The following is a 13,372-nucleotide window of genomic DNA, read 5'->3' on the forward strand; positions in this document are numbered from 1 at the left end:
CTGATCTGCGTGATCTTCCTGTTCCTGTGGCTGACGCGGCGCATCATGCACATCGGCCGCCAGGCGATCGCGCTGGACCGCGTGTTCTCGGGCCTGGTGGCGCAGGGCATCGGCCTGTGGCTGGGCTTCCAGGCCTTCATCAACATCGGCGTGAACCTGGGCGCGCTGCCCACCAAGGGGCTGACGCTGCCGTTCATGAGCTACGGCGGTTCGGCCATCATGGCCAACCTGGTGGCCATCGCCATCGTGCTGCGGGTCGATGTGGAGAACCGCCAGCTCATGCGGGGAGGGCGGGCATGACGCAGAGATGCGCCTTGGTCATGGCTGGGGGCACGGGCGGGCACATCTTCCCGGGCCTCGCCGTCGCCGACGCCCTGCGCGAGCGCGGCTGGCGCGTGCATTGGCTGGGCGCGCCCGGCAGCATGGAGCAGCAACTGGTGCCGCCGCGCGGCTATCCCTTCGAGGCGGTGGCGTTCGGCGGCGTGCGCGGCAAGGGCGCGCTGACGCTGGCACTGCTGCCGCTGCGCCTGCTGCGGGCCTTCGCGCGGAGCATCGGGGTGATCCGCCGCGTGAAGCCCGACGTGCTGGTGGGCCTGGGCGGCTACATCACCTTCCCCGGCGGACTGATGGGCGTGGCGCTGAACAAGCCGCTGGTGCTGCACGAGCAGAACTCGGTCGCCGGCATGGCCAACAAGGTGCTGGCGGGCATCGCCGACCGCGTCTTCACCGCGTTTCCGGGCGTGCTGCCCAGGGCGCGCCGCGTGCAATGGGTGGGCAACCCGCTGCGCGCGGAGTTCGCCCAATACCCCGAGCCCGCCGCCCGCTTCGCCGGCCGCGGCGGTCCGCTGCGCGTGCTGGTGGTGGGCGGCAGCCTGGGCGCCCAGGCGCTGAACGAGGTGGTGCCGCAGGCGCTGGCGCTGCTGCCGGCAGGCCAGCGCCCGATCGTCACGCACCAGAGCGGCGCCAGGCAGATCGACACCCTGCGCGCCCACTACCGGGCGGCGGGCGTCGAGGCGACGCTGCTGCCCTTCATCGACGACATGGCGCGCGCCTACGCCGAGGCCGACCTGGTGATCTGCCGCGCCGGCGCGACCACGGTGACCGAGATCGCGGCCATCGGCGCTGCGGCGCTGTTCGTGCCCTTCCCGCACGCGGTGGACGACCACCAGACCACCAACGCGCGCTTCCTGGTCGACCAGGGCGCGGGCTGGCTGATCCCGCAGGGCGAGCTGACGCCCCGCAAATTGATGGAAATGCTACAAAATACAGAGCGACATGCCCTTGTCCAGTGCGGGCAAAAGGCCAAAAACCTTCAAAAACTGACCGCCACGCGGGAGATCGTCGCCGCCTGCGAGGAGCTGGCCGCATGAAGCACGCCATCCGGCACATCCATTTCGTCGGCCTGGGCGGCGCGGGCATGAGCGGCATCGCCGAGGTGCTGCACAACCTGGGCTACACCATTTCCGGCTCCGACCTGGCCGACAGCGCCGCGCTGCGACGGCTGCAGGGCCTGGGCATCAAGACGTGCCTGGGCCATACGGCGGCGCACATCGAGGGGGCTGACGCGGTGGTCACCTCCACGGCGGTGCGGGCCGACAACCCCGAGGTGCTGGCCGCGCGTGAGAAAAAGATCCCCGTGGTGCCGCGCGCGCTGATGCTGGCCGAGCTGATGCGCCTCAAGCAGGGCATCGCCATCGCGGGCACGCACGGCAAGACGACCACCACCAGCCTCGTCACCAGCGTGCTGGCCGAGGCAGGGCTGGACCCGACCTTCGTGATCGGCGGCCGCCTGAACAGCGCGGGCGCCAACGCCAAGCTGGGCAGCGGCGACTACATCGTGGTCGAGGCGGACGAATCCGACGCCTCGTTCTTGAACCTGCTGCCCGTGATGGCTGTCGTCACCAACATCGACGCCGACCACATGGAGACCTACGGCCACGACTTCGGCCGGCTCAAGGGCGCGTTCGTGGATTTCCTGCACCGCATGCCGTTCTACGGCACGGCCATCCTGTGCATCGACAGCCCCGCCGTGCGCGAGATCGTGCCCAGCGTCACCTGTCCCATCACCAGCTACGGCTTCTCCGAAGGCGCCCAGGTGCGCGCCATCGGCGTGCGGGCCGATGCCGGGCAGATGCGCTTCACCGTGCAGCGGCGCAACGGCGTCACGCTGCCCGACCTTCAAGTCACGCTCAACCTCGCGGGCGAGCACAACGTGCTCAACGCGCTGTCGGCCATCGCCGTCGCGGTGGAACTCAACATCCCCGACGACGCCGTGCAGCGCGCGCTGGCGGGGTTCAAGGGCGTGGGCCGGCGCTTCCAGCACTACGGCGACCTGCCTGCCCAGGGCGGTGGCACGTTCACGGTGATCGACGACTACGGCCACCACCCCGTGGAGATGGCGGCCACGCTGGCCGCCGCGCGCGGCGCCTTCCCCGGCCGGCGCCTGGTGCTGGCTTTCCAGCCGCACCGCTACAGCCGCACGCGCGACTGCTTCGAGGATTTCGTCAAGGTCATCGGCCACGCCGATGCGGTACTGCTGACCGAGGTGTACGCGGCGGGCGAGGCGCCCGTGGTGGCGGCCGATGGCCGCTCGCTGGCGCGCGCGCTGCGCGTCGCCGGCAGGGTGGAGCCGCTCTTCATCGACAACGTGGCTGACCTGCCGCGGCAGGTCATCGACCAGGCGCGCGATGGCGACGTGGTGATGTGCATGGGCGCTGGCTCCATCGGTGGCGTGCCGGCAAAAATCGTTGAAATGCTACAAAAAACTGAGCATAATCCCGGCTGAATCATTCACCATGCAGCAACAAAGCGTTCAATTCGGAAAAGTCGCCGTCCTGATGGGGGGGCAGTCGGCCGAGCGCGAGGTGTCGCTGATGTCCGGCCAGGGCGTGCTGGCCGCCTTGCGCGCGTGCGGCGTCGATGCGCACGCCTTCGATCCGGCCGCGCAGCCGTTGGACGAGCTGAGGCGCCAGGGCTTCGCGCGCTGCTTCATCGTGCTGCATGGCCGCCATGGCGAGGACGGCACGGTGCAGGGCGCGCTGGAACTGCTGGGCATTCCCTACACCGGCTCGGGCGTCATGGCCTCCAGCGTGGCGATGGACAAGGTGATGACCAAGCGCCTCTGGCAGGCCGACGGCCTGCCCACGCCGAGGTACGTGCGCCTGGCCTTTGACCAGCAGTCGCCCGAGCAGGTGCGCGTCGTGCCCGACGTGCTGGGTCTGCCGCTGATCGTCAAGCCGCCGCGCGAGGGCTCGTCCATCGGCGTGACCAAGGTGCGCGGCCATTCGGAGATGCAGGACGCGGTGAAGCTGTCGGCGCGCTACGACGCCGACGTGCTGTGCGAGGAGTTCATCGAAGGCGAGGAAGTGACCTGCGCCGTCCTCGGCAGCGGCCTCGATGCGGTCGCCCTGCCGGTGGTGCGCATCGCCGCGCCCGAGGGCGCCTACGACTACCAGAACAAGTATTTCACCGACGACGTGAAGTACCACTGCCCGGCCGGCCTGCCGGACGCGCTGGAGCAGGAGATCCGCCGCCTCACCCTGGCGGCGTACCACACGCTGGGCTGCCGCGGTTGGGGCCGGGCCGACCTGATGGTCCGCGCGGCTGACCGCAAGCCCTTCCTGCTGGAGATGAACACCTCGCCCGGCATGACCTCGCACTCGCTGGTGCCCATGTCGGCGCGCGCCGCCGGCATGGACTACGAGGAGCTGTGCCTGCGCGTGCTGGCGGCCGCCGCGCTCGACTGCGCGCCAGCAGGGGGCGCGTGCGCATGAACGCCGCCCTGCCGCTGCCGATGGACGTCAGGCTGATGAACCTGACCACGGCCCTGCTCGCGTGCGGCCTGCTGCTGGCCTGCGCCGCCGCGGCGCTGGGGTGGGCGCTGCGCAGCCCCACCTTCGCCATCGAACAGATCACGGTCACCGGCGACACCGCGCACAACAGCGCCGCCAGCCTGCGCGCGGGCGTGGCGCCGCGGCTGTCGGGTAACTTCTTCACGCTCGACCTGGCGGCGACGCAGGCGGCCTTCCAGTCCGTGCCCTGGGTTCGCCACGCCGCGGTGCAGCGCGAGTTCCCGAACCGGCTGACCGTGCGCCTGCAGGAGCACGTGCCCGTGGCACGCTGGGGCGACGACGACACGCACCTGGTCAACGACGCCGGCGAGGTGTTCGAGGTCGGCGGCGCCGACGAGGACGACGACGGCATGCCCACGCTCATCGGGCCGGACGGCCAGGCGGCCCAGGTGCTGGCGATGCACCGGCTGCTGGATCCGCTGGTCAGGCCCCTGGACCGGCGCATCGCGCAGCTGCAGCTGCAGTCGCGCGGCCACTGGCGCGCCGAGATGGACCAGGGCGGGGTGATCGAACTGGGTCAGGGCGCGCCGGAGGAACTGGCCGCCCGCCTGACGCAATTCGTGGGGACGGTGAGGGAGGTGGCGGCGCGGCACCAGCGTGCGGTGGACGCCCTCGAATCGGCCGACCTGCGTCACGCCGGCGGCTACGCGCTGCGCCTGCGCGGCGTGAGCACGATGCGCGCCGACGGCGCGGCCCAGCGCTGACCCCGCAACGAGAAGAACACAGAGCGACTGGTGACCCAATGGCAAAAGAGTACAAGGATCTGATCGTCGGGCTCGATATCGGCACCGCCAAGATCATGGTGGTGGTCGGCGAAGTGCTGCCCGGCGGCGACCTGAAGCTCGCTGGACTGGGGATCGCGCCCAGCAACGGCCTGAAGCGCGGCGTGGTCGTCAACATCGACGCCACCGTGGCCAGCATCCAGCAGGCGCTGAAGGAAGCCGAGCTGATGGCCGATTGCAAGATCGGCCGCGTCTACACCGGCATCACGGGCAGCCACATCCGCGGCATCAATTCCAGCGGCATGGTGGCGGTCAAGGACAAGGAGGTCTCGCCCGCCGACGTCACGCGCGTGGTCGAGACCGCCAAGGCCATCAACATCTCCAGCGACCAGCGCCTGCTGCTGGTCGAGCCGCAGGAGTTCGTCATCGACGGCCAGGACGTGCGCGAGCCCGTGGGCATGAGCGGCATGCGCCTGGAGGCCAAGGTCCACATCGTGACCGGGGCCCAGAGCGCGGCCGAGAACATCATCAAGTGCGTGCGCCGCTGCGGCCTCGACGTCGATCAACTGCTGCTCAACCCGCTGGCCTCCAGCCAGGCGGTGCTGACCGACGACGAACGCGAACTGGGCGTGGCCTGCGTGGACATTGGCGCCGGCACCACCGACGTGGCCATCTTCACCGGCGGCTCGATCCGCCACACGGCGGTGATCCCGATCGCGGGCGACCTCATCACCAGCGACATCGCCATGGCGCTGCGCACCCCGACCATGGACGCCGAGGACATCAAGGTCGCCAACGGCTGCGCCAAGCAGTTGCTGGCCGACGCCGACACCCAGGTCGAGGTGCCCGGCCTGGGCGACCGCACGCCGCGCATGCTGTCCAGGCAGGCGCTGGCCGGCGTGATCGAGCCGCGCGTGGAGGAGATCTTCTCGCTGGTGCAGCAGGTGATCCGCGAGTCGGGCTACGAGGAGGTGCTGTCCTCCGGCGTGGTGCTGACCGGCGGCAGCGCGGTGATGGCGGGCATGGTCGAGCTGGGCGAGGACATCTTTCTCAAGCCCGTGCGGCGCGGCGTGCCCAAGTACTCGCGTGCCCTGTCCGACATGGTGGCGCAGCCGCGCGCCGCTACCGTGATGGGGCTGATGGAAGAGGCGCGCCAGGCGCGGCTGCGCGGCTTCAAGGTGGCGCAGAAGACCAGCGGCGTGAAGTCGGCGTTCGGCCGCTTCAAGGATTTCATCGTCGGGAACTTCTGACCATGTCCCTGCCCACCCTCTACGCCCTCGTCCGCCCGATACCGCCGCCTGGCCCGTTACCGGGCCGCCTTCATGAGGCGGCGCCTCGGGCCATGCTTTCACGAATACCAAGAACCGTTCCATCCAAGGCAACTGCAGGCAAACCAGGAGTACATCATGAGCATCGAGATGATTGAGACAGAGGCATTCAACTCCGGCACCCACATCAAGGTGATCGGCGTGGGCGGCGGCGGCAGCAATGCGGTCGACCACATGATCGCCCGCCACGTGCAGGGCGTGGAGTTCATCTGCGCCAACACCGATGCGCAGGCCCTCACCCGCACCCAGGCGGCGTCGGCGATCCAGCTCGGCACCACCGGCCTGGGCGCCGGCAGCAAGCCCGACAAGGGCCGCGAGGCCGCCGAGGCCGCCGCCGACGACATCCGCCAGGCCATCCGCGGCGCGCACATGCTGTTCATCACCGCCGGCATGGGCGGTGGCACCGGCACTGGCGCCGCGCCGGTGATCGCGCGCATCGCCAAGGACATGGGCATCCTCACCGTCGGCGTGGTCACCAAGCCCTTCGACTGGGAGGGCGGGCGCCGCATCACCAACGCCGAGGCCGGCCTGGCCGAGCTGGAGGCCAACGTCGATTCGCTGATCGTGGTGCTGAACGAGAAGCTGCTGGAGGTGCTGGGCGACGAGATCACGCAGGAAGAGGCGTTCGCCCATGCCAACGACGTGCTCAAGAACGCCGTCGGCGGCATCGCCGAGATCATCAACGAGTACGGCCACGTCAACGTCGACTTCGAGGACGTGCGCACCGTGATGGGCGAGCCCGGCAAGGCCATGATGGGCACCGCCGCCGCCAACGGCCCCGACCGCGCCCGCATCGCCGCCGAGCAGGCCGTGGCCTGCCCGCTGCTGGAAGGCATCGACCTGTCGGGCGCCAAGGGCGTGCTGGTGCTGGTCACGGCCGCCAAGGGCTCGCTCAGGCTGAGCGAGTCGAAGGAAGCCATGAACACCATCCGCGCCTACGCCTCGCCCGACGCGCACGTGATCTACGGCGCCGCCTACGACGACACGCTGGGTGACAGCATCCGTGTCACCGTGGTGGCCACGGGTCTGTCGCGCCAGGGCGTGCGCCGCCAGCCGATCACCGTGGTGGTGGGCGGCCTTCGCACCGGCACCGACAACGTGCCCTTCGCCGTGTCCGCGATGAACCACGCGGTCGCCGGCCACGGCGGCGCCGGCGCGGGGCCGGACTACGGCAACATGGCCGTGCCCAGCGTGTGGCGCACCAACCGCACCCAGGCCGCGGCCAAGGTGGATGCGCTGTCCTCGGGCGGCATGGACGACTTCGAGATCCCGGCATTCCTGCGCAAGCAAGCGGACTGACGTCCGGCCCCAGGCTCCATTCGCTGCCCGGCCGAGCCGGGCCGCGGCGGTCGCTGGCGTGGCCTGCTTCGAGGCCTTTGGTTTCTTTCGGTTCGGTGCGCCGCGGAGGGTGGCGGGCACCCGCGGGAGGGAAAACCTAAAATGCGGGGCTATGCTTTCGCAACGCACTCTGAAGTCGCTCACGCGCGCCGTCGGCGTCGGCCTGCACAGCGGTGAGCGGGTCGAGTTGACGCTGCGGCCCGCGCTGCCGGACACCGGCATCGTGTTCCGCCGCATCGACCTGCCCGAGCCGGTCGACATTCCCGTCGGCGCGCTGTCGGTCACCGACACGCGGCTGGCCTCCACCCTGTCGGCGGGCGATGCCAAGGTGCGCACGGTGGAGCACCTCATGTCGGCCTGCGCCGGCCTGGGGCTGGACAACCTGTACATCGACATCACGGCCGAGGAAGTGCCCATCCTCGACGGCTCGGCCTCGTCCTTCGTCTACCTGCTGCAGAGCGCCGGCATCGAGTTGCAGAACGCGCCTCGCAAGTTCCTGCGGATCACCCAGCCCGTCGAGGTGCGCGAAGGCGAGGGCGACCAGCTCAAGTGGGCGCTTCTCATGCCGCACCACGGCTTCACGCTCAGCTTCGAGATCGACTTCCAGCACCCGGCGGTCGATTCCACCGGGCAGCGCGTCGAGTTCGACATGGGCTCGGGCCGCTACAGCCGCGACATCGCCCGCGCCCGCACCTTCGCCTTCAGCAAGGACGTGGAGATGATGCGCGCCAACGGCCTGGCCCTGGGCGGCGGGCTGGACAACGCTATCGTCATGGACGACACCAAGGTGCTCAACGCCGACGGCCTGCGCTACGCCGAGGAGTTCGCCAAGCACAAGATCCTGGACGCCATCGGCGACCTGTACTGCGTGGGTCGGCCCATGCTGGCCGCCTACAGCGCCTTCCGCTCCGGCCACGCGCTCAACAACCGGCTGCTGCGCGAGCTGCTGGCCCGGCCCGACGCCTACGAGCTGGTCACCTTCGAGGACGAGCGGCAGGCGCCCACCGGCTTCGCGCAACTGGCGCGCGCCTGGTAGCGCCCGGGGCAGGCGGGGCGCCATGCTGCTGTTCCGCTGGCTGATCCTGCTGTGCCTGCTGGCGGCCGGCGTCAGCTTTGCCTTCTACGCCGCCACCGGCCAGCCGCGCTACCGGCACTTCGGCTGGGTCGTGCTCAAGTGGACGATCCTGGCGGCGCTGGGCTTCTTCGCGGTGCTGATCGCCGAGCGGGTGCTCTGAGGTTGATGCAAAAATAATAGCTAATTCCGAAGTAATGGCGCGGTCTTGAGGCCAATTTGGTTCTGCCCGTGACGGTCGGCGGCCGGTGCGCGATCAGGCCAGCGTGTAGGCTGTCTTGACGGTGGTGAAGAACTCCTGGGCATAGCGTCCCTGCTCGCGCGGCCCGTAGCTGGAGCCCTTGCGCCCCCCAAAAGGCACGTGGTAGTCCACCCCCGCCGTCGGCAGGTTCACCATCACCATGCCCGCCTGCGCATGGCGCTTGAAGTGCGTGGCGTACTTCAGGCTCGTCGTGGCAATGCCCGCGGAGAGGCCGAACTCCGTGTCATTGGCCACGTGCAGCGCCTCCTCGTAGTCCTTCACGCGGATCACGCTGGCCACCGGCCCGAAGATCTCCTCGCGGTTGATGCGCATGGCCGGCACGGTATCGGCAAACAGCGCCGGCGCCATGAAGTAACCCTCATGGCCGCTGCCCGTGTGGCAGGCGATGCGGCTGCCGCCGCTGACCAGGTTGCCACCCTCGGCCTTGCCGATCTCCACATAAGAGAGGTCTTGCTCCAGTTGCCCCTGGCTGACCACCGGCCCCATGTCCGTGCCAGCGGCCAGCGCCGCCCCGACCTTGATGGCCTCGATGCGAACCTTCAGCGCTTCGACGAATGCGGGATAGATCTTGTCGGTGACGATGATGCGGCTCGACGCCGTGCAGCGCTGGCCCGTGGAATAGAAGCAGCTTTGCGCGCTCAGTTCCACGGCCTGCTTCAAATCGGCATCGTCCAGCACCACCTGCGGGTTCTTGCCGCCCATCTCCAACTGCACCTTCTTGCCCGATGCCACGCAGGCCGCAGCAATCCCCCGGCCCACACCCACCGAGCCGGTGAAGCTGATCGCCGCCACGCCGGGGTGGTTGACCAGCGCTTCGCCGATCACACGCCCCCGGCCCATGACCAGGTTGAACACGCCGGCAGGGATCCCGCTGCGGTGGATGATGTCCGCCAGCGCCCAGGCGCTGCCCGGCACCAGGTCGGCCGGCTTGATGACCACGCAGTTGCCGAAGGCCAGCGCCGGGGCGATCTTCCAGGCTGGAATGGCGATGGGGAAGTTCCAGGGCGTGATCAGGCCCACCACGCCGATGGGCTCGCGCGTGACCTCCACGCCGATGCCGGGGCGTACCGACGGAACCGTCTCGCCCGCCAGGCGCAGGCATTCGCCGGCGAAGAACTTGAAGATCTGCCCGGCGCGCATGACTTCGCCAATGGCCTCGGCGCGCACCTTGCCTTCTTCACGCGCCAGCAGCTCCCCGAGTTCCTCCCTGCGAGCCAGGATTTCGGTGCCGATCTTGTCCAGCGCATCGGAGCGCGCCTGGATGCCGGAGGTGCTCCACGCAGGGAAAGCGGCCTTCGCGGCGGCCACGGCGGCATCCACGTCGGCAGCATCGCCCTGGACGTATTCGCCCACGACATCGGACAGGTCGCTGGGGTTGAGGTTGGGGGCGTAGGCCTTGCCAGGCACCCACTGACCGTTGATGAGGTTGTCGTGTTGTGTCATTTGCTACTAAATTAATAGCTGTAAGCTATTTATGCACAAGGGCTGGATGCCAATTTGGCTTGAAAAATATTCACTTGGCCCAGCGCAGCACCAGCGGATCCAACCGGCGCGCGATGTCGAGCAACTGGCTGCGCGTCTGCGGGTGCATCGGTGGCCAGGGCGCGCGCGGGGCTTCGCAGGCAATGACGCCGCCCGCCTTCATCAGCGCCTTGGCGGCCAGGAAGCCGGCCTGCCGGTTCTCGTGGTTGATGAGCGGCAGCCAGCGCTGGTATTGCTCAAAGGCCTTGTCCTTGTCGCCGCTGCGGTGCGCTTCGATGATGGGGCGGATGCCGTCGGCAAAGCCGCCGCCGGTCATCGCGCCGGTGGCACCCGCTTCGAGGTCGGCCAGCAGGGTGATGGCTTCCTCGCCGTCCCACGGGCCTTCGATGGCTTCGCCACCCAGGGCGATGAGTTCGCGCAGCTTGTTGGCCGCGCCGGCCGTTTCCATCTTGAAGTAGCTGACCTGCTCGATCTCCTGCGCCATCCTGGCCAGGAACGGCATGGACAACGGCGTGCCCGCGGCGGGCGCGTCCTGGACCATGATGGGGATGCCGATCGCGTCGGATACCGATTGGTAGAACGCCTCAATGGCGGCCTCGCCAAAGCGGAAGGTGGCGCCGTGGTACGGCGGCATCACCATGACCATCGCCGCGCCCATGTCCTGCGCGCGGCGGCTGCGCTCGGCGCAGACCTTGGAGCTGGTGTGCGTGGTGGTCACGATCACGGGCACGCGGCCCGCCACGTGTTCCAGCGATGTGCGCGTGAGGATTTCGCGCTCCTCGTCCGAGACCAGGAACTGTTCGGAGAAGTTGGCCAGGATGCACAGGCCATCGACGCCACAGGCGATCATGAAGTCCAGGCAGCGCTTCTGGCTCGCCAGGTCGAGCGTGCCGTCCTCGTGGAACGTGGTGGGCACGACGGGGAAGATGCCGCGATAGCGCGGGTTGGAAAGTCCGGGCATGGGGTGAAAACCTCAAGTGATGACGCTGAGCTGCCAGGGCACGAATTCCTGCTGTCCGTAGCCGTGGATTTCGCTGCGCGAGCGCTGGCCCGATGCGGTGGCCAGCAGGTTCTGGAACAGGATGGCGCCCAGCTCCTGGATGCCATGCGTGCCTTCCAGGATGTGGCCGCAGTTCAAGTCCATGTCGTCGCTCTGGCGCTCCCACAGCGCGGTGTTGGTCGCCAGCTTGTACGAGGGCGCGGGCGCGCAGCCGTAGGCCGAGCCGCGCCCGGTGGTGAAGCAGATCAGGTTCGCGCCGCCCGCCACCTGGCCCGTGGCCGAGATGGGGTCATAGCCCGGCGTGTCCATGAACACCAGGCCCTTGGCGCGCACGGGCTGGGCGTATTCGTACACGTCCATCAGGTTGGTGGAGCCGGCCTTGGCGATGCCGCCGAGCGACTTTTCGAGCACCGTGGTCAGGCCGCCCGCCTTGTTGCCCGCCGAGGGGTTGTTGTCCATCGAGGCGCTGTTGCGCGCGCAGTAGTCCTCCCACCAGCGGATGCGGTTGATGAGCTTGCGGCCCACCTCGGGCGTCTGCGCGCGGCGCGTGAGCAGGTGCTCCGCGCCGTAGATTTCGGGCGTCTCGCTCAGGATGGCCGTGCCGCCGTGCTGCACCAGCAAGTCCACCGCCGCGCCCAGCACGGGGTTGGCCGAGATGCCCGAATAGCCGTCCGACCCGCCGCATTGCAAGCCCACGGTGATGTGGCTGGCGGGCACGGTCTGGCGGCGCACCGCGTTGGCGGCGGGCAGCATCTGGCGGATCAGCTCGATGCCGTGCGCGATGGTCTTGGTGGTGCCGCCCGTGTCCTGGATGGTGAAGGCGTGCAGGTGGTCGCTGCTTTGCAGCCCCTGGGTTTCGAGCAGGCGCGAAATCTGGTTGGTTTCGCAGCCCAGGCCGATGACCAGCAGGCTCGCGAAGTTGGGGTGGCAGGCGTAACCGCCCAGCGTGCGCTGCAGCACGGCCAGGCCTTCGCCCTGGGAGTCCATCGCACAGCCGGTGCCATGGGTCAGGGCCACCACACCGTCCACGTTGGGGTAGTCGGCCAGTGCCTCGGGGTGGATGTCGCGGCGAAAGTGGTCGGCAATGGCGCGGGCCACGGTGGCCGAGCAGTTCACGCTGGTCAGGATGCCGATGTAGTTGCGCGTGGCCACGCGGCCATCGGCGCGGACGATGCCCTGGAAGGTGGCGGGCGGCTGCGCCAGGGGCGTGGGGCGTGCGTCCTGCCCGTAGGCATAGTCGCGCGCGAAGTCGCCCATGGCGAGGTTGTGCACGTGCACGTGCTGGCCGGGGCGGATGGGCTGGCTGGCAAAGCCGATGATCTGCCCATAGCGCCGCACGGCCTCGCCCGCCGCGATGGCGCGCGTCGCCACCTTGTGGCCGGGAGGGACGAGTCCGGCGACGGTCACCTCCTCGGTTTCCAGCACCGTGCCGGAGACCAGTTGCCCCAGCGATATCACCACGTCGTCCTGCGGGTGCAGGCGGATCACGAGCGTCATGGCATCCGTCCCTTCACTTCAGCATTTCCGCAGGCAGCGACATGCCGAAATAGCGTGTGTAGATTTCGTTGAATTTGCCGTTCTTGAGGTTGGTTTTCACCCACCCGTCCAGCCAGCTTTTGAGCGCCGCGTCGTCCTTGCGCAGGCCGATGCCGTAGGGGTAGGCTTTCATGGTGAATTTGTTGACGATGTCGCGCGAAGGGTTGGCCTTCTTCACGGCGGGAATCACGCTGGGCGCGGCGGCCAGGTAGTCCTGCTGGCCGGTGGAGACGGCGGTGTTGGTGGTGGCGTCGTCCTCGTAGCGCACGATGGTGACACCCGGCACCTCCTTGGTGCCGCGCGTCAGCTCCATGTCCGACGTGGTGCCGCGCGTCACGGCCACGGACTTGCCCGACAAGTCCTTGAAGCCTTCCACCTTCGCGCCCGCAGGGCCGCCGACCACCACGGGCACCACGCCGTAGGGTTCGGAGAAGTTGATGACCTTCTTGCGCTCGTCGGTGATGGAGAACGAGGCCATCACCACGTCGGCCTTCTTGCTCAGCAGGAAGGGCACTCGGTTGGGGCCGTTGACGGGCACGATCTCCAGCGCCACGCCCAGATCCTTGGCAAGCAGGTGCGCGGCCTCCACGTCGGAGCCGACCTGCTTGGCCTGCGCGTCGATCATGCCGTACGGCGGCGCGCCGATGTCCACGGCGATCAGGATCTTCTTGCGCTGCTTGATGGTGTCCAGCGTGTCGGCGTGGACAGGCAAGGCGGCGGCTGCGCACACGGCGGCGATGGCGGCCAGGGCATGGCGGCGGAGAGGGTTCATCGGGGGCTC

13 protein-coding genes are annotated in these 13,372 nt (G+C 68.9%); 9 read left to right on the top strand and 4 right to left on the bottom strand.

Features of this window, described 5'->3' with window-relative positions; translation table 11 throughout:
- From IPG65_RS00090 to IPG65_RS00130, 9 genes are all read left to right on the top strand, one after another.
- Positions 1 to 300, top strand: a 300-nt coding sequence (locus IPG65_RS00090; protein ID WP_293187219.1) for an FtsW/RodA/SpoVE family cell cycle protein, incomplete at its 5' end; no start/stop codon positions are given.
- Entirely contained in the window at positions 297 to 1,370 is a 1,074-nt protein-coding gene (gene murG, locus IPG65_RS00095; RefSeq protein WP_293187221.1) for an undecaprenyldiphospho-muramoylpentapeptide beta-N-acetylglucosaminyltransferase, read from the top strand. The genes IPG65_RS00090 and murG, both read left to right, overlap by 4 nt.
- On the top strand, positions 1,367 to 2,785 hold the full coding sequence (gene murC / locus IPG65_RS00100) for a UDP-N-acetylmuramate--L-alanine ligase (protein ID WP_293187223.1): 1,419 nt from the start codon (positions 1,367 to 1,369) through the stop codon (positions 2,783 to 2,785). The genes murG and murC overlap by 4 nt, the downstream gene beginning before the upstream one ends.
- A gap of 10 nt (positions 2,786 to 2,795) precedes the next feature.
- Positions 2,796 to 3,773, top strand: coding sequence for a D-alanine--D-alanine ligase (locus tag IPG65_RS00105; RefSeq protein ID WP_293187225.1), 978 nt, complete (start codon positions 2,796 to 2,798; stop codon positions 3,771 to 3,773).
- On the top strand, positions 3,770 to 4,555 hold the full coding sequence (locus IPG65_RS00110; protein ID WP_293187227.1) for a cell division protein FtsQ/DivIB: 786 nt from the start codon (positions 3,770 to 3,772) through the stop codon (positions 4,553 to 4,555). The genes IPG65_RS00105 and IPG65_RS00110 overlap by 4 nt, the downstream gene beginning before the upstream one ends.
- A gap of 38 nt (positions 4,556 to 4,593) precedes the next feature.
- The gene (ftsA, locus tag IPG65_RS00115; protein ID WP_293187229.1) at positions 4,594 to 5,823 is read left to right on the top strand and encodes a cell division protein FtsA; all 1,230 of its coding nucleotides are present in this window, start codon (positions 4,594 to 4,596) and stop codon (positions 5,821 to 5,823) included.
- Between the two features lie 156 nt (positions 5,824 to 5,979).
- Positions 5,980 to 7,200 carry a cell division protein FtsZ gene (gene ftsZ, locus IPG65_RS00120; RefSeq protein ID WP_293187231.1) on the top strand — a complete coding sequence of 407 codons (1,221 nt, stop codon included), beginning with the start codon at positions 5,980 to 5,982 and terminating at the stop codon, positions 7,198 to 7,200.
- Positions 7,201 to 7,351: 151 nt separating this feature from the next.
- Entirely contained in the window at positions 7,352 to 8,275 is a 924-nt protein-coding gene (gene lpxC, locus IPG65_RS00125) for a UDP-3-O-acyl-N-acetylglucosamine deacetylase (RefSeq protein WP_293187233.1), read from the top strand.
- Positions 8,276 to 8,297: 22 nt separating this feature from the next.
- Positions 8,298 to 8,474: a hypothetical protein gene (locus IPG65_RS00130; RefSeq protein WP_293187235.1), complete on the top strand. Its 177-nt coding sequence runs from the start codon at positions 8,298 to 8,300 to the stop codon at positions 8,472 to 8,474.
- 93 nt (positions 8,475 to 8,567) lie between these two features.
- Here the strand turns inward: IPG65_RS00130 and IPG65_RS00135 are convergent, their stop codons facing one another.
- From IPG65_RS00135 to IPG65_RS00150, 4 genes are all read right to left on the bottom strand, one after another.
- Entirely contained in the window at positions 8,568 to 10,016 is a 1,449-nt protein-coding gene (locus IPG65_RS00135) for an aldehyde dehydrogenase family protein (RefSeq protein ID WP_293187237.1), read from the bottom strand.
- Positions 10,017 to 10,086: 70 nt separating this feature from the next.
- Positions 10,087 to 11,016 carry a dihydrodipicolinate synthase family protein gene (locus IPG65_RS00140; RefSeq protein WP_293187239.1) on the bottom strand — a complete coding sequence of 310 codons (930 nt, stop codon included), beginning with the start codon at positions 11,014 to 11,016 and terminating at the stop codon, positions 10,087 to 10,089.
- Positions 11,017 to 11,028: 12 nt separating this feature from the next.
- Positions 11,029 to 12,552, bottom strand: a complete 1,524-nt coding sequence (locus tag IPG65_RS00145; protein ID WP_293187241.1) for a UxaA family hydrolase — start codon at positions 12,550 to 12,552, stop codon at positions 11,029 to 11,031.
- Positions 12,553 to 12,565: 13 nt separating this feature from the next.
- Positions 12,566 to 13,363, bottom strand: a complete 798-nt coding sequence (locus IPG65_RS00150) for a transporter substrate-binding domain-containing protein (RefSeq protein WP_293187243.1) — start codon at positions 13,361 to 13,363, stop codon at positions 12,566 to 12,568.
- Between the last annotated feature and the right edge of the window lie 9 nt (positions 13,364 to 13,372).

Source organism: Ottowia sp. (assembly GCF_016703145.1).
Taxonomy (GTDB): domain Bacteria; phylum Pseudomonadota; class Gammaproteobacteria; order Burkholderiales; family Burkholderiaceae_C; genus Ottowia.